21 protein-coding genes, 1 pseudogene and 1 riboswitch are annotated in these 21,299 nt (G+C 66.7%); of the genes and pseudogenes, 15 read left to right on the top strand and 7 right to left on the bottom strand.

What is annotated here, in order from left to right; translation table 11 throughout:
• The first annotated feature begins 143 nt into the window (after positions 1-143).
• Positions 144-267, top strand: a riboswitch (TPP riboswitch).
• A 130-nt stretch (positions 268-397) separates the two neighbouring features.
• The 5 genes from thiC to ACG0Z6_RS11105 are packed head-to-tail and all read left to right on the top strand — an operon-like array spanning position 398 to position 6,075.
• Positions 398-2,296, top strand: a complete 1,899-nt coding sequence (thiC, locus tag ACG0Z6_RS11125) for a phosphomethylpyrimidine synthase ThiC (RefSeq protein ID WP_394461353.1) — start codon at positions 398-400, stop codon at positions 2,294-2,296.
• Positions 2,293-3,405 (top strand): FAD-dependent oxidoreductase, encoded by a 1,113-nt coding sequence (locus ACG0Z6_RS11120; protein WP_394461351.1) that lies wholly within the window; start codon positions 2,293-2,295, stop codon positions 3,403-3,405. Before thiC ends, ACG0Z6_RS11120 begins: the two co-directional genes overlap by 4 nt.
• Position 3,406: 1 nt before the next feature.
• Entirely contained in the window at positions 3,407-3,619 is a 213-nt protein-coding gene (gene thiS, locus ACG0Z6_RS11115) for a sulfur carrier protein ThiS (RefSeq protein ID WP_394461349.1), read from the top strand.
• A 1-nt stretch (position 3,620) separates the two neighbouring features.
• Positions 3,621-4,418 (top strand): thiazole synthase, encoded by a 798-nt coding sequence (locus ACG0Z6_RS11110; RefSeq protein ID WP_394461347.1) that lies wholly within the window; start codon positions 3,621-3,623, stop codon positions 4,416-4,418.
• 25 nt (positions 4,419-4,443) lie between these two features.
• Positions 4,444-6,075 carry a PfkB family carbohydrate kinase gene (locus ACG0Z6_RS11105; protein ID WP_394461344.1) on the top strand — a complete coding sequence of 544 codons (1,632 nt, stop codon included), beginning with the start codon at positions 4,444-4,446 and terminating at the stop codon, positions 6,073-6,075.
• A gap of 71 nt (positions 6,076-6,146) precedes the next feature.
• Here ACG0Z6_RS11105 and ACG0Z6_RS11100 read toward each other — a convergent pair whose 3' ends face one another.
• Entirely contained in the window at positions 6,147-6,800 is a 654-nt protein-coding gene (locus ACG0Z6_RS11100) for a PEP-CTERM sorting domain-containing protein (protein WP_394461342.1), read from the bottom strand.
• A gap of 158 nt (positions 6,801-6,958) precedes the next feature.
• Here ACG0Z6_RS11100 and ACG0Z6_RS11095 point away from each other — a divergent pair, with 158 nt between their 5' ends.
• A complete protein-coding gene (locus ACG0Z6_RS11095) occupies positions 6,959-7,867 on the top strand; it encodes an EamA family transporter (RefSeq protein WP_394461340.1) in 909 nt (302 codons plus the stop codon).
• 131 nt (positions 7,868-7,998) lie between these two features.
• Positions 7,999-8,700: an IS110 family RNA-guided transposase gene (locus tag ACG0Z6_RS11090; RefSeq protein ID WP_394461338.1), complete on the top strand. Its 702-nt coding sequence runs from the start codon at positions 7,999-8,001 to the stop codon at positions 8,698-8,700.
• A gap of 407 nt (positions 8,701-9,107) precedes the next feature.
• Here ACG0Z6_RS11090 and ACG0Z6_RS11085 read toward each other — a convergent pair whose 3' ends face one another.
• Entirely contained in the window at positions 9,108-9,566 is a 459-nt protein-coding gene (locus ACG0Z6_RS11085; protein WP_394461335.1) for an MAPEG family protein, read from the bottom strand.
• A gap of 206 nt (positions 9,567-9,772) precedes the next feature.
• Entirely contained in the window at positions 9,773-10,339 is a 567-nt protein-coding gene (locus tag ACG0Z6_RS11080; protein ID WP_394461333.1) for a transposase, read from the bottom strand.
• 408 nt (positions 10,340-10,747) lie between these two features.
• On the opposite strand from ACG0Z6_RS11080, the pseudogene ACG0Z6_RS11075 reads away from it, so the two are divergent.
• Positions 10,748-10,861, top strand: a pseudogene (locus tag ACG0Z6_RS11075) (IS110 family transposase); the annotation flags it as partial.
• 32 nt (positions 10,862-10,893) lie between these two features.
• Here ACG0Z6_RS11075 and ACG0Z6_RS11070 read toward each other — a convergent pair.
• A complete protein-coding gene (locus ACG0Z6_RS11070) occupies positions 10,894-11,430 on the bottom strand; it encodes a TlpA family protein disulfide reductase (protein ID WP_394461332.1) in 537 nt (178 codons plus the stop codon).
• The gene (locus tag ACG0Z6_RS11065) at positions 11,405-13,588 is read right to left on the bottom strand and encodes a TonB-dependent receptor plug domain-containing protein (protein WP_394461330.1); all 2,184 of its coding nucleotides are present in this window, start codon (positions 13,586-13,588) and stop codon (positions 11,405-11,407) included. Before ACG0Z6_RS11065 ends, ACG0Z6_RS11070 begins: the two co-directional genes overlap by 26 nt.
• A 246-nt stretch (positions 13,589-13,834) precedes the next feature.
• Between ACG0Z6_RS11065 and ACG0Z6_RS11060 the strand changes: the two genes are divergently transcribed.
• Positions 13,835-14,302, top strand: a complete 468-nt coding sequence (locus tag ACG0Z6_RS11060) for a hemerythrin domain-containing protein (RefSeq protein ID WP_394461328.1) — start codon at positions 13,835-13,837, stop codon at positions 14,300-14,302.
• 20 nt (positions 14,303-14,322) lie between these two features.
• On the opposite strand, the gene ACG0Z6_RS11055 is transcribed toward ACG0Z6_RS11060, so the two are convergent.
• Entirely contained in the window at positions 14,323-14,622 is a 300-nt protein-coding gene (locus ACG0Z6_RS11055) for a PspC domain-containing protein (RefSeq protein WP_394461326.1), read from the bottom strand.
• A gap of 238 nt (positions 14,623-14,860) precedes the next feature.
• Here ACG0Z6_RS11055 and ACG0Z6_RS11050 point away from each other — a divergent pair, with 238 nt between their 5' ends.
• Positions 14,861-17,935, top strand: coding sequence for a S9 family peptidase (locus ACG0Z6_RS11050; RefSeq protein ID WP_394461324.1), 3,075 nt, complete (start codon positions 14,861-14,863; stop codon positions 17,933-17,935).
• 93 nt (positions 17,936-18,028) lie between these two features.
• Here ACG0Z6_RS11050 and ACG0Z6_RS11045 read toward each other — a convergent pair whose 3' ends face one another.
• Positions 18,029-18,640: an HdeD family acid-resistance protein gene (locus tag ACG0Z6_RS11045; protein WP_394461322.1), complete on the bottom strand. Its 612-nt coding sequence runs from the start codon at positions 18,638-18,640 to the stop codon at positions 18,029-18,031.
• A 221-nt stretch (positions 18,641-18,861) separates the two neighbouring features.
• Between ACG0Z6_RS11045 and ACG0Z6_RS11040 the strand changes: the two genes are divergently transcribed.
• The 5 genes from ACG0Z6_RS11040 to ACG0Z6_RS11020 all read left to right on the top strand — a co-directional run bounded on the left by ACG0Z6_RS11040 (position 18,862) and on the right by ACG0Z6_RS11020 (position 21,294).
• A complete protein-coding gene (locus tag ACG0Z6_RS11040; RefSeq protein WP_394461320.1) occupies positions 18,862-19,422 on the top strand; it encodes a hypothetical protein in 561 nt (186 codons plus the stop codon).
• Positions 19,423-19,647: 225 nt separating this feature from the next.
• The gene (locus ACG0Z6_RS11035) at positions 19,648-19,836 is read left to right on the top strand and encodes a hypothetical protein (RefSeq protein ID WP_394461318.1); all 189 of its coding nucleotides are present in this window, start codon (positions 19,648-19,650) and stop codon (positions 19,834-19,836) included.
• Between the two features lie 39 nt (positions 19,837-19,875).
• Complete coding sequence (locus ACG0Z6_RS11030) at positions 19,876-20,148, top strand: hypothetical protein (RefSeq protein ID WP_394461316.1); 273 nt, start codon at positions 19,876-19,878, stop codon at positions 20,146-20,148.
• The gene (locus ACG0Z6_RS11025; RefSeq protein WP_394461314.1) at positions 20,145-20,318 is read left to right on the top strand and encodes a hypothetical protein; all 174 of its coding nucleotides are present in this window, start codon (positions 20,145-20,147) and stop codon (positions 20,316-20,318) included. Before ACG0Z6_RS11030 ends, ACG0Z6_RS11025 begins: the two co-directional genes overlap by 4 nt.
• Positions 20,319-20,415: 97 nt before the next feature.
• On the top strand, positions 20,416-21,294 hold the full coding sequence (locus ACG0Z6_RS11020) for an HDOD domain-containing protein (RefSeq protein ID WP_394461311.1): 879 nt from the start codon (positions 20,416-20,418) through the stop codon (positions 21,292-21,294).
• Positions 21,295-21,299 lie beyond the last annotated feature (5 nt).

The following is a 21,299-nucleotide window of genomic DNA, read 5'->3' as shown; positions in this document are numbered from 1 at the left end:
TGGGCGCACCTCCGTGGGTTTGCCCCAGGCTGTGTCGCTGCGCGAAGGGCCTTTGCGGTGCACTCAGGGCGATAGCCGCACCGCCTCTCGCATGGTGGGCCGCCGCAGGGCGTCTTTGGCCAAGTGGGCGCACCTATACTTCGCCGCTAGCTCCGGGGAGCCCTGTTGCCTGCGTTGTGCAGGTCGGGCTGAGACAAGGCGAGAAGCCTTGGACCCGCTGAACTTGATCCGGTTTGTACCGGCGTAAGAAGAGCCCGCTCCTGCTAAGGTGCCACCGCACCAGCGACACGCACAACACCCCTTGGCGGTGCTGTGCGCGGCCAGGGGTCTTCTGGCGCCGTGCCACTGCGGCTCAAGCCAGCACATCGGAGCCCAGCCACATTTCAGGAGCCGATGCATGAACACCCCCACCGACGCAGGCCTTGCCGCCGCACTTGAAGCCGCGCTCAGTCCTGAGCTGGACAAAAGCCTGCAGCTCACCCGCGCGCCTTTGACGGGCTCGAGCAAGATTTACATCCCCGGCCAAACCCACTCCGAGCTGCGCGTGCCCATGCGCCGCATAGCCCTCACCAACGGCGAGCACGTCACCGTCTACGACGCCTCGGGGCCCTACACCGACCCCGAAGCCAAGATCGACGTGCGCCTGGGCCTGCCCGCCACGCGTGCAGCCTGGGTGGAAGCGCGCGGCGACACCGAGGCCTATGCCGGACGCAAGATCGAGCTGGTGGACGACGGCCTGCGCGAAGCCCAGCAACAGCAGCGCCTGCACGAGATGAGCGCGGGCCTGCGCCGCACGCCGCGCCGCGCCAAGGCCGGCGCCAACGTGACGCAGATGCACTACGCGCGGCGCGGCATCGTCACGCCCGAGATGGAGTACGTGGCCATTCGCGAGAACCAGCGCATGCAATGGATGCAGCAGTTCGAAAGCGATGCCGAGCGCCAACAGCGCCTGGCGGGCAACCCCATGGGGGCGAGCATTCCGGAGCTCATCACGCCCGAATTTGTGCGCGATGAAATCGCCCGCGGCCGCGCCATCATCCCGGCCAACATCAACCACACCGAGCTGGAGCCGATGATCATCGGCCGCAACTTCCTGGTGAAGGTCAACGCCAACATCGGCAACTCCGCCGTCACCTCCTCCATCGAAGAGGAAGTCGAAAAACTGGTGTGGTCCACACGCTGGGGTGCAGACACGGTGATGGACCTCTCCACCGGCCGCAACATCCACACCACGCGCGACTGGATTTTGCGCAACAGCCCCGTGCCCATCGGCACCGTGCCCATCTACCAGGCCCTGGAAAAAGTGGGCGGCGTGGCCGAAGACCTGACCTGGGCGCTGTTCCGCGACACGCTCATCGAGCAGGCCGAGCAAGGGGTGGACTACTTCACCATCCACGCCGGCGTGCTGCTGCGCTACGTGCCGCTGACGGTCAAGCGCCGCACCGGCATCGTCTCGCGCGGGGGCTCCATCATGGCCAAGTGGTGCATTGCCCACCACAAGGAGAACTTCCTCTACACGCACTTCGAAGAGATTTGCGAAATCATGAAGGCCTACGACGTGAGCTTCTCGCTGGGCGACGGGCTGCGCCCGGGCAGCCTGGCCGACGCCAACGACGCCGCGCAATTCGCCGAGCTGCACACCCTGGGCGAGCTGACCAAGACGGCCTGGAAGCACGAGGTGCAGACCATGATCGAAGGCCCCGGCCATGTGCCCATGCACATGATCCAGGCCAATATGACCGAGCAGCTCAAGCACTGCGACGAAGCGCCCTTCTACACCCTGGGCCCCTTGACCACGGACATCGCGCCGGGCTACGACCACATCACCAGCGGCATTGGCGCGGCCATGATTGGCTGGTTTGGCTGCGCCATGCTGTGCTACGTCACGCCCAAGGAGCACCTGGGCCTGCCCAACCGCGAGGACGTCAAAGAAGGCCTGATGGCCTACAAGATTGCCGCCCACGCGGCCGATGTGGCCAAGGGCCACCCCGGTGCGCGCGCCCGCGACGACGCGCTCTCCAAAGCCCGTTTCGAGTTCCGCTGGGAAGACCAGTTCAACCTCGGCCTGGACCCCGACCGCGCCCGCAGCTACCACGACGAAACCCTGCCCAAGGACTCGGCCAAGGTGGCGCACTTCTGCTCCATGTGCGGCCCCAAGTTCTGCTCCATGAAGATCACGCAGGACGTGCGTGACTACTCCGCCAAGCTCGAAGCCGAAGCGGGCATGCAAGCCAAGAGCGAGGAATTCAAAGCCGGCGGCGGCAAGCTCTACATCCCCCTGCAACCGCAAGCATGAGCGCCACCCACTCCCCTCTCCCCGCACGGGAGAGGGGCGCCGCCCACATTGCCATCGCAGGCGCTGGTTTGGCGGGTCGGCTCATGGCCTGGGCCCTGGCCCGGCAGGGGCACCGCGTCTGCGTCTACGAGGCCAGCTGCGCTGCGGCTCCTGCGTTTGATGGGCAAGGCGCTGCGGCCTTCACCGCGGCGGGCATGCTCTCGCCGCTGGCCGAGCTGGAAAAGGCCGAGGCGGGCGTGGCCGCGCTGGGCTGGGCCTCGCTGCGGCTGTGGCCCCTGATCGTGGCGCGCTTGGCGCAAGCACAGCAGCCGGTGGCGCTGTCGCTGCGGGGTTCGCTGCTGCTGGCGCACCGCAGCGACTTGGGCGCAGCCCAGCGCGTGCTGGCGCGGCTGTCATCGCACCCCGAGCTGGGCCAGGCTCAGGCCCTGGACACGGCGGCGCTGCAGCAGCTCGAACCCGCCCTGCAGCGCAGCGGCGGCCTGCACGGCTGGCTGCTGCAAGGCGAAGGGCTGATCCACCCCGTGCAAGCCATGGCCGCGCTACACGCCGACGCCTGCGCCCACGGCGCCAGCTTCCACTGGAGCAGCCCCGTGACGGCCGTGACGCCTGGCGCGCTGCAGCTGCAAGACGGACGCTGTGTGAGCGTCGACTGGGCCGTGGACACACGCGCCCTGGGGGCTCGCGCGCAGCTGCCGGGGCTGCGCGGCGTGCGCGGCGAGGTGGTGGCCCTGCACGCGCCCGAGCACGGCCTCACGCGCCCGGTGCGGCTGCTGCACCCGCGCCACCGCATCTACCTCGTACCGCGCAGCAGCACCGAGCTGGTGCTGGGTGCGAGCGAACTGGAAACCGAAGACCGGGGCGAGGTCACGGTGCAAAGCGCGGTGGAGCTCATGGCCGCTGCGCACAGCGTGCTGCCGCAGCTGGGCGAAGCACGCATCACTCGGCTGGACCGCAATCTGCGCCCGGCCCTGCCCGACAACGCGCCCCTGGCCCAGCACCAGGCCGGGCTGCTGCGCGTCAACGGCCTTTACCGCCACGGCTGGCTGCTGGCTCCGGCCCTGGTGCAGCAGCTGCTGCAAGCCACTGGCTTGGCTTCGCTGGAGATTTGACATGGCCACCCCCATTCGCATCTGGCTGGACGACCAGCCCCACACCCTGCCCGGCGCGCTGAGCCTGGCTGACTTTCTGGCGCAGCAAGCGCGCGCGCCGCAGTCCTGCGCCACGGCGCTCAACGGCCAGTTCGTGCCCCGCGAACTGCGCGCCAGCACCGAGCTGCAAGACGGCGACCGCGTGCTGCTCTTCCAAGCCATTGTTGGAGGCTGATATGTCCCTTCACGACCCCCTGCACATCGACGGCCACACGCTGAGCAGCCGCTTCTTCCTGGGCAGCGCGGGCTACCCCAGCCCGCAGGTGCTGCAAGAAGCCATCGTGGCCAGCGGCACCCAAGTGCTTACCGTGGGCCTCAAGCGCACCCTGGCCGGTGGCGACAACGGCTTTGTGGCGCAGGCTCTGGCCACCGCGCGTGCTCAAGGGGCGCAGCTGCTGCCCAACACCGCGGGCTGCCGCAGTGCGCGCGAGGCCATCACCCTGGCCCATATGGCGCGCGAGCTCTACGCCACGCGCTGGATCAAACTCGAAGTGGTGGGCGACGAACACACGCTGCAGCCCGACCCCTTCGAGCTGCTGGCCGCCGCCACCGAACTGGTGCGCGAGGGCTTCACCGTCTTCCCCTACTGCACCGACGATTTGATTCTGTGCCGCCGCCTGCTGGATGCGGGCTGCGCCGTGCTCATGCCCTGGGGTGCGCCCATTGGCTCGGGCCAAGGCCTGCTCAACCCCTACGCGCTGCGCGTGCTGCGCGAGCGCCTGCCCGAGGCCGTGCTCATCGTCGACGCCGGGCTGGGTGCGCCCTCACACGCGGCTGCGGCCATGGAGCTGGGCTATGACGCCGTGTTGCTGAACTCCGCCGTGGCGCAAGCGCGCGAACCCGTGGCCATGGCACGCGCCTTTGCCGACGCCGTGCGCGCAGGCCGCGCCGGGTATCAGGCTGGGCTGATGGCGCAGCAAGACTTTGCCGTGCCCTCCACCCCGGTCAGCGGCCACGCTTTTTTGTTGGATTGATTGTTTGCGAACCCTCCCCCTCTCTATGCCCTTGACCGATTGGCCCCGTCCCTGCCTGCCTTCCCCTTTCGCGGACGCTGACCCCAGCGCCCCGCCCATCATCTGGAGCCTGGCCGGCACCGACAGCGGTGGCGGCGCCGGTCTGGCCGCTGACACCCGCGCCGCCGCCGCCATGGGCGTGCATCTGTGCCCGGTGGTGGCCGCCATCACGGCGCAGAACTCGCAAGGTGTGCAGGCGGTGCTGCCGCTGTCCAAGGCAGACATCAGCGCGCAGCTGCAAGCCTTGGCGCAAGACATGCCCCCGCGCGTGATCAAAACCGGCTTGCTGGCGAGCGTGGCCGCCATCGAGGCCTTGTGCGAAGTGCTGGACGCCCTGCGCCAACAAGCCCCCGTGATGCTGGTCGTGGACCCCGTGCTGGGCGCCAGCAGCGGCGGCGCGGCGTTTTGTGACGACGCGGTGCTGCAGGCCTACCGCCAGCAGCTGCTGCCGCGCGCCAACCTCATCACCCCCAACCGCCGTGAAGCCCAGCGCCTGCTGGGCGCTGAGCACGAGGCCCTGAGCGTGCCCGAGCTGGCTGCACGGCTGCGCGCCCTGGCCCAACCCAGCCTGGCCGTGTGCATCACCGGCGGCGACGATCTGAACGCCAGCAGCGGCGCCCAAGCCCTGGCGCTGGACTGGCTGCTGGGCCACGCGCTGCTACACCCCCAAGCCGAAAGACCTGTGCAGGGCTGGCTGGCCCTGCCCCGCCTAGCCACCGTCCACACCCACGGCACCGGCTGCAGCTTTGCCACGGCCGCCGCGGCAGCACTGGCACGTGGCTTCCCGCTGCCCGACGCTGTGTTGCTGGCCAAACGCCTGACCTGGCAGGCCCTGCACGACAGCCATGCCGCAGGCGCGGGAGCTGGCCCGGTGGCGGCCTCACGCCAATTCATTGCCCGCGCGCCCATGCCGGTGATGGGCTTTGACGACGAAACCCAACCCGACGCCAGCACCTTGGCGCGCTGGCAGCGCATGCTCAGCCACAGCGCCGACACCGGCATGGCCTCGGGGCTATATGGCATCAGCAGCGACCCCGCCCAGCTCCAAGCCCTGGCGCGGCGCGCACCCGCGCAGCTGCGCCACCTGCAGCTGCGCGTGAAGGCCAGCAGCGAGCACAGCCCAGCCCAGCTGCGCCAGGCCATACGCCAAGCGCTGCAGGCCCAGATTCCCGGGCTCACGGTGTGGATCAACGACCACTGGCGTCTGGCCCTGGCTGAAGGTGCCAGCGCCCTGCATCTGGGTCAGGAAGACTGGGCCAGCCTCAGCCCTCAGGAACGCGGCGAGCTGCTGGCCAGCGGCGTGAAGCTGGGCCTCTCCAGCCACAGCCTGTGGGAGCTGGCGCGCGCGCGCGGCCTGGCCCCCTACTACATCGCCTGCGGCCCGGTCTGGCCCACCACCACCAAGGACATGCCCTGGCGCGCCCAAGGCCTGCCCCATGTGCGGCTGTGGGCGCAGTGGGCCGGTGTGCCGGTGGTGGCCATCGGCGGCATCATGCAAGCCCCCCAAGCCGCGCAGTGTTTTATGGCCGGTGCCCGCGCCGTGTGTTTGGTGCGCGCGCTGGAGCAACTGGACGACTTTGTGCCCGAGCGGGTGCGGCCACAAGCCCTCATGCACTAAAAAAATACGCACCCGCCCGGTGTTCGTTTGAACCGGACGGGTGCGTGAAAGCTGGGCTTGTGGGGCAGGTCTTAGTGGCTGGTGGACAAGGACGAGCGGCGGCGCACCATCAAGCCCACCACGCCCAGACCCGCCAGCAGCATGGCAAGGGTGCTGGGTTCAGGCACCGGAGAGGTCAGCCGGGTGATGCTGACTGCGTCCAGCGAGCTGCCGTAGGCATCGCTGATGCCCAACGCCCTGAAAGACAGACCTACCGTAGCCGCGTTGGCCACAAAGGTGGTGCTGAACTGCTGCCACTGATGGTCGCGGCTGGGGCCGTGGCTGGGTGTGGCCAGATCGGTCCAAACGCCACCGCCCAGCGACCATGCCAAGCCGTTGGTGGCAGGCAAAGTGCCCGGACGGTTGGCATAGGCAAAGCTCAGCGTATAGGTCTCACCCACCGTGAAACCCAGCACCGACTGGCGCATGGTGGAGTTGCTGGCAGCGTCCAACTCGGCAAAATTTTTGCCATCAAAGGCCGTGCCCACCAGGTTGTGGCGCAACTCAATGGTTTGGTTGCGATCGGCGGTCCAGCCCTCGATGCGGGCGTAGGAGCCTTGCGAGCCGCTGGCCAAAACGGTGGCCTCGAAGCTGCCGTTCTTGACGAGATTGACCGGCTCGGTTTGTGCCTGAGCCAAGACTGGCATGGCCAACACAAAGGCGGCAAGGTAAGAGGTACTGCGCAAGATGAACTCCAACAGGATCAGCGGCGCTGCAGGCCCAAGCCCGCGCGGCGCACCAATCTCAGCAACTTTGGATTGTAAAAATCAGCATCTGTTTGCGGCGCCCGCCTGGCATGAGTTCCGGTTCGAAAATACCAGCTCCGCTCTGAACCCCAAACCCCATGCCTTTAACTGCTTTGGCCCTGGTGCTGGCCGCCGCGCTGTGTCACGCCTGTTGGAATTTGATGGCCAAAAAGTCCGGTGGGGGCGACGCCTTCATGCTGCTGACGGCCCTGATGGTGACCGTGCTGTGGGCGCCCCTGGCCTGGTGGGTGGGGCAGGAGGCCCTGCCGCAGTGGGCGCTGCGCGACTGGGCTGTGGTGGGCGCCAGCGCGGCCCTGCACGTGGCCTACTTTCGCTGCCTGCTGCACGGCTACCGGGTGGCGGACCTGAGCGTGGTCTACCCCGTGGCGCGCGGCAGCGGCCCCCTGCTGGCCACCCTGGGCGCGGTGCTGGTGTTGGGCGAGTCGCTCAGCGCCCTGGGCACCTTGGGCGTGGCTCTGGTGGTGGTGGGCGTGATGCTCATTGCGGGCGGCCCCAAGCTTTGGCAAGCCACCCACGCTCAGGACCCCCAGCAACGCCAGCGCGCATTGCTGGGGGTGGGCTGGGGCGCGCTGACCGGCGTGTTCATCGCCAGCTACACCGTGGTGGATGCCTACGCCGTGAAGGTGCTGCTGCTCGCGCCCCTGCTGGTGGACTACCTGGGCAATGTGCTGCGCTTGCCCATGATTGCGCCGCTGCTGTGGCGCCTACCCGGCGGCCCCATGGCGGCGCTGCACCAGAGCCTGCGCACCCAATGGCGCGCCGCCCTGGCCGTCGCGGTGCTGGGCCCGATGAGCTACATCATGGTGCTGACCGCTTTGCAATGGGCACCCCTGAGCCTGGTGGCCCCGGCACGCGAAGTGTCCATGCTGCTGGGAGCGCTGTTGGGCGGCACCTTGCTGGGCGAGCAAGACCGCTGGAGCCGCCTGTGTGGCGCAGCCCTGGTGGGCTGTGGGGTGGTGTCTTTGGCGGCAGGGGTTGCCGGGTAGCGCGACGCTGTATCAGAGACCTGGCGCCAGTTCCACAACGAGCGCAAACCTCACAGCGCCTTGGGCTACCTTGACCTGCCTCTCCCACCCCTGCCACAGCGGCGGGTTTTGAAGGGGAAGCCAATGAAGAAATGGCCCGCATTGCGGGCCATCAGGGATTGGTTTGGCTTGACGGGTGGGGAAGTCCTTGTGAGAGCTGCAGTGGCGCGCATCACCTGTGTCGGCAGCTCAAGGTGTTGGGGCTGGATGCACGCATCCTGCCTGCCCAGCAAGTGGGTGCCTACCGAGTGGCGGGCACTCGGTCTAAGAACGATGCGACGGATGCGGCGGCGATCTGCGAGGCAGCCTCGCGCCCCCATCTGCACCCTGTGCCGATCAAGACGGCGGCGCAGCAGGGCATCTTGTCCATTCACAAGCTGCGCGAAGGCTACAAGGATGAACGCACCGCCGTGATCAACCGCATCCGAGGTTTGTTGGCGGAGTTCGGGCTGGTGTTTGCACAAAGCCCTGAGGCATTGCAAGCTGCACTGCCCGATGTGCTGGAAGACGCCAACAACGAGCTGCCGGGTGATCTGCGCTTAGCGCTGGATCGCAACGTCAAGCACTGGGGTCGCTTGGACGAGGAAATGGCGTGGTGCGAGCAGCGCATCAGCGAGCATGCGCGCACGGACGAGCGCGCCAAGAAGGCGGCTGCGTTGCTGGGGATTGGCCCCATCACGGCCTCGGCGGTGGTGGCCACGGTGGAGGACTTCACGCAATTCAAGTCGGCCAAGCAGTTTGGCAGCTGGACGGGGTTGGCCCCCAGTCAGACCGGCGGCGGGAAAACTCCATAACCCTTTTGTGCTGGCATCGCGCCAGCGACACGACCTGTGAATAGAGCCCCGCCGAGCGGTTCATATCCTGGGCCGAGGAAACCCCTCAACAAAGCCCGACACTAGAAATGCTGTCTGTCTGATTCAGTGCCACCACCGCACGCGAACGCCCCAATTCCATTCAGAGCCGATGCCTGGAGAACTCGGTAACCCGTCTGTGCCACGACGGCCCTTTGAGCGAATGGAGCCCATGCATCGGCTCGCCTTTGGCGTGGGGGACGGAATGCCCAAAGAATTCAATGACGGCTTGATTTATTGGGGAGTCCCACTAGAGGGGTTAGGCGGCGAAGTGGAAGCGGGTTGCTTCGGCCTGAGCCTTAAAACCTGAGCAGATGCTTGGCGAGTGCAAGACAGTGACCTATTGGGCTCTAATCAGCAATGGCTGAAGACATTTGCAAAAACTGCTTTGCAGCGTAGTACGTGAGTCCGAATAGCGGACCATTAGACAGCACAAACACGAGGAACCGAACCTCGATCTTGTTCGTCAACGCTTGCACTAGGCTATGTATCACACGAAGACCAACGTAGACCCAGGCCAGGGTAATGGCCATTGAGTTGGTGCAGCCTAGGAGTGCCAAGGACAGCGCTAGGCAATAGAAGATGGTGGGCTGCTCCATCAGGTGGTTGTAGTTGTCTGCCTTCCAGCGAACCTTTGGAGGAAGCATCGCCATCTGAACGCCAGAAGGGGCGTTCGAATCCGGCTTCATTTGCATGGCAAGCATGGCTGGAATGCGAGTGGCATACATCCATAGCCACATAACCAATGACCAAGCAACTAACGCTACGGCAGGGCCGACAAACTCAATCGACAGTGGTAGTTGATGCATCGAGCAATCCCTCTTTGTTATGTGGGGCCTAACGACGCTGGGCAATAACCCGATTTCCGGGTGCTGCGCAGTGACGGTTGAGTGGTGAGGAGGATTGATTCTTCATCGCGAAACCGGGCTGACTGATCCGGGTCAATGGCCCCATTCTGATCGAAGTCTCAAGCTTGCCAACGTGAACTGCGAGGGGCGGCACATATCCCCCTGTTTCACGTCCCATCACCCCGCTTGGCGATCTTCTCGATGTTGTGCACCAGGCAGAACAAGCGCCACTGCGTGCCGACCTTGTCCTTGCCCCGAACCGTGAACCGGCTCAGCCGCTTGTTGTGCCGCAGGTTGCCGAACACCGGCTCCACAGTGGCGATGCGCTGGCTGTAAAGCCGGCGGCCGTGTGCGCTGTCGATGGCCGCGCGCATGCGGTGGATCGGCTCGTTCGGGTCATCCGGCATGCGCAGGTGCACGGCGATCTTGCGTTGCGCCGTCTGCGGCGTGCGGATGCACTGCGACCTGAGTGCGCAGGCTTGGCAGTCGCTGGCTCGGGCCTTGAACTCCTGGCGCTGGTAGCGCCCTGCGCTGTACAGCGCGCCGCTGCTGCGCAGTGTGCAGCCTGCCGGGCAGGTGCAGGTGTTACCACCTTCGAAGACGAAGTCAGCCACACTGAAGTACCCCTTGACCTTCGGGTTGGGGCTGGCTGCGGGCTTTCGTTTGTCGTGCAACACCTCGCCCTTGGCCTTGTGCTTGGCCTGCTCGGCGTAGCGCTCGTCGCGCTGGCGCATCTGGTTGTCTGCCAGCAGCGCGAGACCGCTGCACAACCCACTTCGTCGTTGCGGAACTTGGCGTCCAGCATGCTCAGATCCAACTCGTTGTCGACCAGATGGTCCAACGCAAACTCAAACGTCCCGGGTTGAATCTGCTCGGCCAACACCACCGGAAGAAATCGGGGGCTTCGATCAACAGGCTTGTAGCGCGGCATCAGCGGTACTCGTGGCTCAGCGATGCCTGCCATGTTCTCTGGGCCTGCCTAATCCCGCCAGTCGGGCTTACCGCATCAGGGCAGGTTTTTGCACAGCCTCAACGAATGAAAGGGGCTTCCCCGTGCCGAGCGGGCCGCATTGCGGCAAACGGCAATTGAGTGCCACGATGGGAAGTGCGGTATCTCATCTACTGACCCGGAAGGGGACATCATGGCCATTCTGACTGTGGGTATCGACCTCGCCAAGAACGTATTTGCCCTGCACGGGGTGAACGAGGCAGGCAAGGCGCAGCTGCTGCGCCCAACCGTGCCACGCGAGAAGCTGTGGCCTGCCCCTCTCCCACGAGGGAGCGGAGACTACATCCCACCCCACCCTGCCAACACCCCCGCCGACAGCTCCCCCAGTTGGCGTTGGCAGATGCGCTGCGTCGCGCCTGAGGCGTCGGTGCACAACACCAGGGTGTAGGGCAGCGCGCCTTGGCGGTTGCCTGCGGCGCGCAGCAGCCCGGCGGGGTTTTGGCCTGCGCGCAGCAGGGGCAGTTGCAGGCCCAGGGCTTGTGCGGCGGTGTGGGCCTGGGCAGGGGCATCCAGGCTGACCAGCCACACCGTCCAGTGTGGGTTGGCGCGGGCAAAGGCTTGCAGCAAGGGCAGCTCGCGCACGCAGGGTGGGCAGTCCTGGCTCCAGAAGTTCACCAGCAGCGGGCCGCTTTGCTGCCAGCTGTGCAGAAAGCGGCTGCCGTCCACCGCCGCCAGCGTGGCGCGCCAGACCTGCGGCTCGTCGGGGTGAGCCCGCACCGCAGCAGGCGCGGCCGCCAGCGCGGCGCACAGCAGCAAACGCGCCAGCGACCGCTGCGGCGCACGCACGCGCTCAGAAGCTGAGCTTGACGCCGGCATAGACGTAGCGTCCACGGTTGGGTCCCCACAGGTGCACCACGTCCAGTGCGCCGTCGGCATCGACAAAGAGCTGGCTTTCGGTGTCCACCTGGCGGGTGTTGCTGAGGTTGTCCGCGCCCGCAAATACGGCCAGCGTGGGGTTGAAGCGGTACTCGCCCCGCACATCCAGGGTGATGTAGCTCGGGCTGCGCGTGCGCTTGGGCGTGCCGTCAAAGTTGTAGCGGTTCCAGCGGCCATCGGCGTCCTGGCCAAAGCGGCGCAAGTCCATGGCGCTGGTCCACACCAGTTTGGCCGTCACATCCCAGGCGCCCTGCTCCCAGTCCATGCTGGCGTAGGCGCGCGAGGTGGGGCGCGGGAAGGCCAGCGTGCCCGGTGTGAAGCGGTAGCGGAAGCGCTCCAGCGCGGCCGACAAGGTCAGCGCGGGGGTGAGCAGGTAAGAGCCGTTGAGGTCGATGCCCTGCACCGTCACGGGTTGGGTGGCGGCGGTAAAGAGCGTGATGGGGCGGCCCTGGGCGTCGCTGGCCCCCGAGTCCAGCATGGTGAAGTTGCGGATGCGGTTGTGGTGGGCTGAGGCCGTCACGGCCAGGCGTTCATCGGCATAGTTCAGCGCGTAGCTGAGGTTGTCGGAGATCTCGGGCTTGGTGACCTGGCGCTCGATGCGCACCGTGTCCAGAATGCCGTGGTCTTGCTCGAAAAAGCTGGTAGGCGCGCGGAAGCCCCGGCCCAGCGAGAGGCGGCTGGAGAGCTCATGCGTGTGGTGGTAGAGCGCATTCACACGCGGCGAGGTGATGCCACCAAAGACGTTGTGCCGGTCGTGGCGCAGCGAGGCATTGAGCTCCAGGTGATCGTCCCAAAAGGTCTTGTAGCCCTGAACAAACAGCGCCGGCGTGCGGTAGACGTAGTTGTCCACGCCCACCACGGGCGTGCCATCGGCGGTGGCGCCATGGCTGGCCAGGTCTTCAAAACGGTAGTTCAAACCGCTGGTGAGCTGCCAACCCGCGACGTCCTGCTGGGCCGAGATCTCGGCGTAGTACTGGTCTTGTGCCGCGGCATAGCGCGAGTGCTCGTAGTAGCTGTCTTGCTCGTGGCGCGCCGCACCAGCGGCCAGGCGCAGCTTGCCATTGCCCAGTGGGCGCTCGGCACTGCCCACCCATTGCACGCGGTCGGTGAAGATGATTTCCGAAAAGCCGCCGCGCCCGCCGTCATAGCGCAGCAGGCTGCCGTCGGCGGGCACCACCCAGCCCTCACGGCTGGGGGAGCCGTGGCGGGTCTTGCGGAAGTCAAACGGGTTGCCGCTTTGGTCGGCCATGATGGCCTGATAGTCGCGCCCCAGCGCGCCACCACCACGGTCCTCTTTGATGACATCCAGCCGCGTGCGAGCGCGCCAGCCGCCCAGGTCACGCGCAAAGCCAGCCAGACCCACCATGCGGCGCTCAAAACCACTGAACTCGCTGATGCCGTCGCCGTCGCCATCAATGCTGTCGTGGCGATTGAGGTTGAAGCTCAGTGAGAGCGCGCCGTCATTGTTGGCACCCAGGGTGCGCGCCACATAGCCGTCGGCCTGGCGCGAGCCGTAGCCGCCCAGTTGCAGGCGCAGCTGGTTCTCGTCCTTCATGGGCCGCTTGGTGATGATGTTGACCGTGCCGGCCAAGGCCTCGGGCGCGATCAGGCTCGCACCCGCGCCACGGGCCACATCCACGCGCTCCAGGCCCCACACCGACACGCTGTCCAGCCCGTAGGCGCTGGAAACCGCCGAGTAGATGGGGATGCCGTCGATCAGCAGCGTGGTGTAGCGGCCCGGCAGGTTGTTCAGCAGCACATTGCGCACATTGCAGATGGAGCACTCCAGCTGCACGGCAATGCCGGGGTTTTTGTCCAGGGCTTCGTTGATATTGGTCGCGCCGGAGCGCTCGATTTGCTTCTCCGACAGCGTTTCGGTCTGCACGATGTCCTGGCGCAGTGCGCCGCGCCGCATATTGGCCTGGGTGCTGCGGCCATCGACCTGCACGGGTTCGAGCTGTTGTGCCACCGGCGTTGCCCCCCCTTTGTCAGGCGTGGGCTGGTGGGCCTGCGCCCAGCCGCTGAGCACGCACAGCACAGCAGCGGCCACGCGCGAACTGCGCCAAACAGGGGTCGAAAGGGTGCGGGAGGGTGTCATCGATCTGCGCCGGAATGTTCAAGAGTGCGCAATGGTAATTGCGAATCGATATCATTACCGAAACACGTATCACGGCGCCCACGACCGACGGGCGCCTTGCGCACATGGCGCACAAGGATGGCATGGCCTGCCCCTATATTTTTCGGCGCCAACTGTGCGCTTGTGCGCAGCCGCTGCGCTGTCAGCCCCTGGCGCAGGGGGACACTTGCGCACACACTGGCAGGCCCTATCCAACAGGTGAATGCCATGAGCCAGACCGCTCACTACCGCGAGCAGCACGCAGAGATCATGGACTTGGTCGGGCAGATTCAAGCCCTGCTAGACCCGGTCACGCTGGTGGCTCAATCGCAACAGGCTTGGCAACTCTTGATCCAGCTCAGCGGCAAGCTCTCCATCCACCTCGCGGCGGAGGACTTGCAGCTCTACCCACAGTGCCAGCGCAGCAGCCACGCGCCGCTGCGCGTACTGGGTGAGCGCTTTGCGCGCGACATGCAGCCCATCAGCCGCACCTTCACGGCCTATGCCATGAAATGGCGTGGCTCCATGAGCATCGCCAGCAACCCCAAGGGCTTTATTGCCGACACCCAGCAGGTGTTCAGCGCGCTGGGCGAGCGCGTGCACCAAGAAGAAACAGTGCTGTACGTGGCCCTGGATGAGGGGCCTGAGGACTGCTTGGTCGCCGTCCCCAGCTACGCCACATCAGGCTCGGTCTAGCGTGCGGCTGGCGCCGCAGCTCACTCCTGCGGCGCAAACACCCACAGCAGCAAATACAGCAGCGCGCCAAAGCCCACGCAAAAAGCCACAAAGAAAAAGCTCAGTCGCCAGACCCAGGCATCAACCCCGGTGCTGCGCGCCAGCCCTCCGCAAACACCGCCAAACCAACGGTCCGAGACGCTGCGCCGGTAGCCACTGAGCGACGCACTGCCCACACCGCCACCGCCCAGCACGCGGGCCTTGGCACGTTGGTATTCGTCATCGGTCAGGGCGCCTTTGGCGTGCAGATCAGCCAGGCGGGATAGTTCTTCTGCGCTCATCTCTCAGCTCCATCACAGGGGTTGTGTCAATGCTGTGCAGCATAGCCCTGCTCGGCCCGGCACAGCCGCGCGCTGCGACGATCTGCAGCGCCAGCCCCCCAGGCTGCAGCCCGAGCCGACCGCGCTGTGCAGGTGACATCGCGCTGGAGCGCGGGGTCGCGGCGCACTCCTAGAATCGCCCGACCCCGTGCAGCCCGTTGGGGCTGACGTGCCCAGTTCAAGCCATTGCCTCGCATCCATGTCACACCGCCACACCCCTGATTTGCCCAAAATCCTGCTGGCCAGCGCACTGTGCGCCTGGTTGGCGAGCGCGCAGGCGCAAAACCAGCCCAGCGCTGAGTCCTCCGCGGCCTCTGCCCAAGCCGCCGCCAGCGCACCGCAAGCCTTGAGCTTTGCCGACTTCGCGCTGTGGCGCACCATCCAGGGCACGCAGATTTCGGCCGACGGCCAGTGGGCTGCCTACGCCCTGCACCACCCCGACGAAGACGGCGAGCTGGTGCTGCGCCACCTCGGCAGCGACAAGCAATGGCGCGTGCCGCGCGGCGCCCTGCCCCAGTTCAGCCCGGACAGCCGCTATGTGGCCTTCACCGTGCAGGTGCCGCGTGCCGAGTTGGAACGTGCCAAGCGCGAGAAGAAAAAGGGTGACGATCTGCCCAAGCCCGGCGCGGGCTGGCTGGACCTGGCCAGCGGCCACACCGAGCAACAAGCCGGCGTGAAGCGCTGGGCCTGGCCGGAAGAAGGCCCGGCCCTGTTGGCCCTGCTGCTGGAAGCGCCGCGCAAAGACAGCAAGGACGGCAAAGCCACCGCCGCGCCAACCCCAGCAGGCATCGATGACGACGCCAGCGCCGACCTGAGCCCCGAGGCCGACCAGGAAGCACCGCCGCCCCAGGCTCTGCCCGGCATGCCGGGCTCGGGCGAAGAAGGCGCCTCGGCGACCCCCAGCCGCAAAGTCGCTGGCACCGAGCTGCTGGTGCTGGACCTGCGCGAAGGCGCAGCCGCCAACACGCGCCACAACTTCCAGGACGTGGACGCCTTCATCTGGGCCAAGCAAGGCCAACGCCTGGCCCTGAGCCGCTCGCTGCCGGACAAAGCCCCGGCCAGCGCACGCGCGGCCGAGGGCGTCTACCTCTGGCACAGCGCCACCGCCAGCACCCAAACCCTGGCCAGCGGCGCGGGCCGCTACCGCCAGCTGCGCTTTGACGACGCGGGCCGCCAGCTCGCCTTTGTGAGCAACCGCGCCCACGTGGCGCAGCAGCCCCACACGCCCGAGCCGCGCGAAGCCGAGCGCACCGACGCGCCTGCCCCCACACCTTTTGAGCTGCTGCTGTGGCGCGAGGGCCAGACCCTGGCCGAAGTCATTGCCAGCGCCGGGCGGCTGGGCCTGCCGCCCAAACACGGCCCCAGCGAGCACGCCAACCTGGACTTCAGCGCCGATGGCGCGCGCCTGTTCTTTGGCACGGCGGTGCTGCGCCCGCCCCTGCCCAAGGGGGCGCCCGAGCCGCTCAAGGTCGACCTCTGGCACTGGAAGGACCCCGAGCTGCAGTCAGCGCAAAAGGTCAACGCCGAGCGTGAACGTCAGCGCAGCCTGCGCGCCGTGGCCCACATCAGCGCCCAGGGCGTGCGCCTGGTGCAGCTGGGCACCGAAGCCATGCCGCATGTGCAGACCAACGACAACCCGCGCTGGGCGCTGGGGCTCAGCGACGTGCCCTACCGCATGCAGCGCTCCTGGGAAGGCTTTTTCAGCGATGTCTACGTGGTGGACATGGAAAGCGGCGAGTCCCGCCTGCTCGCGCGCAAGCTGCGCCAAGCGCCGCGCCTGTCGCCCGCCGGGCGCTACATCGCGGGCTTTGATGCGCAAAACCGCCGCTGGCTGGCCTGGGAGAGCCAAAGCGGCAAGGAAATCGACCTCAGCAGCAAGCTCAGCCAAAGCCAGAAGCTGCGCTTTGAACAAGAGGAGCACGACACGCCCGACCTCGCCCCGCCCTACGGCCTGGCGGGTTGGACGGCGGACGACGCGCGCCTGGTGGTCTACGACCGCTACGACCTGTGGGCCCTGAGCCCGCAAGGCGAGGCAGCCGTGAACCTGAGCCGCGGCGAAGGGCGGCGCCACAAGCTTGAGCTGCGCGTGCTGCCGCTGGAGCCCAAGGGCTGGATGGACCGCCCCCTGCCCGAGCAGCTCATGCTCAGCGCCGTGCACGACACCGAGCGCGACAGCGGCTTCTACCGGCTGGACCTCAAGAGCGGCACTGCGCCGCAGCGCCTGATCTACGGGCCTCAAGCCATGATGGGCATGATCAAGGCCCGCAGCGCCGAGCGCGTGCTCTTCACGCGCCAGAGCTTCACCGAGTTCCCCGACCTCTGGAGCGCCGACCTGTGGCTGAGCCAGGCGCCACAGCGCATCAGCGAGGCCAACCCTCAGCAGGCGCGCTTTCGCTGGGGCACGCAGGAGCTCATCACCTACAAGACCGCCAAAGGCAAAACCATGCGTGCGCTACTGGCCAAGCCCGCCGACTTCGACCCCAAGAAGCGCTACCCACTGATGGTGAATTTCTACGAGAAATTCAGCGGCAACCGCTACCAGTACGTGGTGCCGGCCGCCAGCCAGAACATCAACCCTAGCCGCTATGTTTCAAACGGCTACCTGGTGCTGCGCCCGGACGTGGACTTCACCATCGGCCAGCCGGGTCAGAGTGCACTCGACAGCGTGGTGCCCGCCGTGCGCCAGCTCATCGCGCAGGGCATCGTGGACCCCAAACGCGTGGGCGTGCAGGGCCACAGCTGGGGGGCTTACCAAATCAACTACCTCATCACCCGCACAGACTTGTTTGCGGCCGCCTCGGCCGGGGCCTCCATGGCCAACATGATCAGCGGCTACGGCGGCATCCGCTGGGGCACGGGGCTGTCACGCGCCTTCCAGTACGAGATGGGGCAAAGCCGCATGGCCACCACGCCCTGGCAAAACCCCCAGGCCTATGTAAACAACTCGCCCATCTTCCAGGTGCACAAGGTCAAAACGCCCTACATCACGGTGCACAGCGATGAAGACGACGCCGTGCCCTACGGGCAGGCCATTGAGTTCTTCACCGCGCTGCGCCGCCTGGGCAAGGAGGCCTACTGGTTCAACTACAACGGCGAGAAGCACGCCCTGCGCGACCGCGACGGCGTGCGCCACTACACGGTGCACATGACGGAGTTCTTTGACCACTACCTGCTGGGTGCGCCACGCCCAGCTTGGATGGACACCCCTGTGCCCTACCTGGAGCGGGGCCAGCGCAACGTCATCCCGCTGTTCAAACCCAGCACCCCACGCTGACCCACGCCCGCTCTGTGCCTGGCCCTGGCTTGTCTGGGGCCAGGCCAGGCGCGGGTGAGCTGCGGCGCCCTGTAGCGCGCAGCCCAGTTGGGCTCAAGGCTGCTCGAGCGCTTTGCGGGCCAGATGGAGCTTGTAGGCGCCCCAGACGTTGAGGCCGCCGTATAGCAAAAGCACCGCCCCAATGCTGCCCAGCATGGCCAGCAGGCCCGCAGCAGGCACCACCATCACGGCCGCCCCCGCCAACATCAGCAGCAGACCGCCAAACACCAGCCAGCCTTCGTGCTCAATGATTTTGCGCAAGCGCACCGCGGTCACCACCTGCATGCCTCCGACAAACAGGGCCCATACCGCCATGTAGACCGACAGCGACAAGGCCGCCAACTCCGGGCGCATCAAAGACACCACCCCCACGAAGATCCCCAGCAAGCCCCACAGGAGCATGGCCACCCAGTGCTCCAGCGCCTTGCGCTCAATCACGGCCAGCACCACGGACATCACCCCGTCGACCAGCGTGTAGCAGCCGAACAAAAACACCAGCGCCAAGATGCCACTCAAGGGGTACATCCACAGCAGCACCGCAGCCCCCACCGACAGCACCCCGCGCAGCAGCATCAGCCAGGCATAGCTGCTGGCAGCTTCACGCCCCATCTCGCGCCACCCCTGCAAGCCCATCGCCCCGAACGTCTGTACCTGTGTCGCTTCCATGACCGCACTCCTTCGTGTGAAATAAACAGGTTTTCAAAACGCAGCAAGCCGTGTCATTTCCCCGCAGATTGCCGCTATTGGCAAACGTATCATCTCCACTCATGGCCATCTGTGAGTACATATCCCCCAATACTGAGCTTGAAATTCGGACTGCAGCCACCAGTCATCCACACCACCCCCATGCCAGCAGCACGAGTGCGTCCCGCCTTTATGATGGGCGCATGTCTTCTGCCCCCCGGGATGTCGCGCAGGTCCGCCTGGACAACGCGATGCGCTTGTTCGATGAGTTCGTTGCTGCCACCGTCAAAAACGCCGATGCCGCCACGCTGCGTGGCCTAGAGCGGCGCTTTGCAGACCGGCTGCAAATCCAGCCCAGCTACTGGAGCCAAATCAAAAGTCGCTCGCGCCAGATTGGCGAGCGGCTGGCACGCCAGTTCGAACAGCTCTGCCACAAACCCCCGGGCTGGATGGACCTGGACCACGGCAGCGCCCCCGCCCAGGTCGAGCAGGACGAAATACCGCTGCTGCCGCAGGACGAGGACGAGCGCTTCATCGTCGGCCTGGTGCTCACCTACTACCGCCGCCACCCCTTGCGCGCCCGAGCCCGCTTGCTGGACTTGCTGGGCGAAGTCCTGACCCCAGGCGAGACCCCTCCCCCCCCCGCCGCTCCGCCACGCGCAACGCCCAGCAGCGCGCCAGCCCCCGCCCCCAAGCCCGCGGGCATGGACGAATGGGCCAAGCTGCAAAAAGCCGTGGCCCCGCTCAAGCCGCGCAAGCGCTAAACCTGCCACTGCGGCGCCTCGGGTGCCGCCCCCCCCCAAAGCCTGTGAGCGCTGCGCCCTGTGCAGCGCGCAGGCCACAGCTGTTGCGCTGGTGAGATAAATTTATCTTGCCATTGATAACCGTTTGTTTATCATTTGCGCAAGCGTCTGCCGCAGGCGCTGATCCCATCCTCTTTTGAACCATCACACGCCAGGGTGAGCCCCCGGCGTGGCCAGGAGATCGATATGCCTCAGTTCACCTCCGCACGCCCACAGGCACAGGGCCCACGCAAACCCCGCAATCCGCTGGTGGCAGCCGCACAGCTGCGCCATGCCGGCGCGCACCGCTGCAGCCCCGGTGGCATGCGACAGCGTGCCAAGCAAGAAGTGACCCAAACCCTCAAGCAGCTCTACGCACCGCTGCACTGCCCCTGAAACGCAGGCCTGCTGAGCAGGCCTGGTCCGGAGACCCCCATGAGCATCACCACCACCTTGCTCGCCGGCACCGACACCGGCAGCCTGATTGAAACCAGCCGCCTGCGCAGACGCTTGGCCGCCCTGTTGCTGAGCCTGGCGCGCGCCCTGCGCCGCAGCGCTCGCAGCTTGCACCGCAGCCGCGTGCACACGCCGGCCATGAGCAGCACGGGCGAGATCACCTTCGTGCGCCGCGCGGGCGACCCCGCCGGGCGCGTGTTCCTCGACGGCCACTTGCTGGGCGAACTGCCCACACGGGGAACTGAGCTATGAAGCCCAGCCCCAAACGCAACCGCCATGCCGGGTGGGCGCTGGCACTGGTGCTGCTGGCTTGGGCGCTGGCCCAGCTGCTGCCCCTGCCCGCGCCGCAGCAAGACAGCCTGGCTGGGGCCAGCAGCGCCAGTGCGGTACAGCCCTGGGCCCACCCCGGGCAGCGCCGCTGAGTACCCACAACAGAGCCCGGGCTGTGGCGCTATTCAGCACATCTGGGGTCTTGGCAATGGCTACCATGGGGCAGAACTTCCGCGCGTCATGCCTGCCATGCACTCGAACGACCCGGGCTCGCCCGCTACACCGCTGCCTCTGCTGACCAAGCCCCCGGCTGATCTGGCGGGCTGGGTGCGTCGTTTCGAGACCATCGACCTGCCGGTGTTGGCCACCACCGCCGATCAGGTGGCGTTCTGGTCAGAGAACGAAGACGATGTGGACGCGCACGCGCTCAGCGATCTCATCACCAAAGACCCGCTGATGACGCTGCGCGTGCTGCGCCACGGCGCGCAGCTGCGCTCGCACCGCCTGCTGGCCGATGTGGAGACCGTCACCGGCGCGCTGGTGTTGATTGGCATCACGCCCTTCTTCCAGCACTTCAAAGATTTGCCGCGCCTGCACGACCGCCTGGACCCGCAGCCCGAGGTGCGCCAGGGCTTTGCCCGGGTGCTGCGCCGCGCCGAGCGTGCGGCACGCTTTGCCTTGGGCTTTGCCGTGCACCGCACCGACCCGGACGCGGCCATCATCCACAGCGCCGCGCTGCTGCACGACTTTGCCGAGCTGCTGCTGTGGATTGAGGCGCCGCAGCTGGCGCTGCAGATGCGCCAGCGCCAGCTCGCCGAGCCCACGCTGCGCAGCCATGTGGTGCAGCGCGAGCTGCTCAACATCACGCTGGCACAGCTCGAGCAGGGTTTGATGAAGGCCTGGGATTTGCCCTTGCTGCTGACCCACATCACCGACGACCAGCGCGCCAACGACCCGCAGGTGCAGTGCGTGATGCTGGCCGTGCGCCTGGCCCGCCACACGGCCGATGACTGGAACAACCCGGCCGTGCCCGACGATGTGCGCGACATCAGCGAGCTGCTCAAGCTCCGCCCCGAGCACACGGAAATCCTGCTGCACGACCTCGACCAGGACGACCTCGGGGCCTGAGCCGC

It is taken from the genome of Roseateles rivi, from assembly GCF_043555845.1.
In the GTDB taxonomy this organism is placed as follows: domain Bacteria; phylum Pseudomonadota; class Gammaproteobacteria; order Burkholderiales; family Burkholderiaceae_C; genus Roseateles; species Roseateles rivi.
Note: the sequence above shows the minus strand (reverse complement) of the source record. Positions and strands in the feature narration are given on the sequence as shown.

Coding starts and splice junctions, on each gene's coding strand:
- thiS (WP_394461349.1), top strand. CDS start 3,407: ATGGCCACCCCCATTCGCATCTGGCTGGACGACCAGCCCCACACCCTG.
- ACG0Z6_RS11120 (WP_394461351.1), top strand. CDS start 2,293: ATGAGCGCCACCCACTCCCCTCTCCCCGCACGGGAGAGGGGCGCCGCC.
- ACG0Z6_RS11020 (WP_394461311.1), top strand. CDS start 20,416: ATGCACTCGAACGACCCGGGCTCGCCCGCTACACCGCTGCCTCTGCTG.
- ACG0Z6_RS11105 (WP_394461344.1), top strand. CDS start 4,444: ATGCCCTTGACCGATTGGCCCCGTCCCTGCCTGCCTTCCCCTTTCGCG.
- ACG0Z6_RS11080 (WP_394461333.1), bottom strand. CDS start 10,339: ATGCGCCAGCGCGACGAGCGCTACGCCGAGCAGGCCAAGCACAAGGCC.
- ACG0Z6_RS11095 (WP_394461340.1), top strand. CDS start 6,959: ATGCCTTTAACTGCTTTGGCCCTGGTGCTGGCCGCCGCGCTGTGTCAC.
- ACG0Z6_RS11085 (WP_394461335.1), bottom strand. CDS start 9,566: ATGCATCAACTACCACTGTCGATTGAGTTTGTCGGCCCTGCCGTAGCG.
- ACG0Z6_RS11045 (WP_394461322.1), bottom strand. CDS start 18,640: ATGGAAGCGACACAGGTACAGACGTTCGGGGCGATGGGCTTGCAGGGG.
- ACG0Z6_RS11030 (WP_394461316.1), top strand. CDS start 19,876: ATGAGCATCACCACCACCTTGCTCGCCGGCACCGACACCGGCAGCCTG.
- ACG0Z6_RS11040 (WP_394461320.1), top strand. CDS start 18,862: ATGTCTTCTGCCCCCCGGGATGTCGCGCAGGTCCGCCTGGACAACGCG.
- thiC (WP_394461353.1), top strand. CDS start 398: ATGAACACCCCCACCGACGCAGGCCTTGCCGCCGCACTTGAAGCCGCG.
- ACG0Z6_RS11055 (WP_394461326.1), bottom strand. CDS start 14,622: ATGAGCGCAGAAGAACTATCCCGCCTGGCTGATCTGCACGCCAAAGGC.
- ACG0Z6_RS11060 (WP_394461328.1), top strand. CDS start 13,835: ATGAGCCAGACCGCTCACTACCGCGAGCAGCACGCAGAGATCATGGAC.
- ACG0Z6_RS11025 (WP_394461314.1), top strand. CDS start 20,145: ATGAAGCCCAGCCCCAAACGCAACCGCCATGCCGGGTGGGCGCTGGCA.
- ACG0Z6_RS11065 (WP_394461330.1), bottom strand. CDS start 13,588: ATGACACCCTCCCGCACCCTTTCGACCCCTGTTTGGCGCAGTTCGCGC.
- ACG0Z6_RS11110 (WP_394461347.1), top strand. CDS start 3,621: ATGTCCCTTCACGACCCCCTGCACATCGACGGCCACACGCTGAGCAGC.
- ACG0Z6_RS11050 (WP_394461324.1), top strand. CDS start 14,861: ATGTCACACCGCCACACCCCTGATTTGCCCAAAATCCTGCTGGCCAGC.
- ACG0Z6_RS11090 (WP_394461338.1), top strand. CDS start 7,999: ATGGCCCGCATTGCGGGCCATCAGGGATTGGTTTGGCTTGACGGGTGG.
- ACG0Z6_RS11070 (WP_394461332.1), bottom strand. CDS start 11,430: ATGCCGGCGTCAAGCTCAGCTTCTGAGCGCGTGCGTGCGCCGCAGCGG.
- ACG0Z6_RS11035 (WP_394461318.1), top strand. CDS start 19,648: ATGCCTCAGTTCACCTCCGCACGCCCACAGGCACAGGGCCCACGCAAA.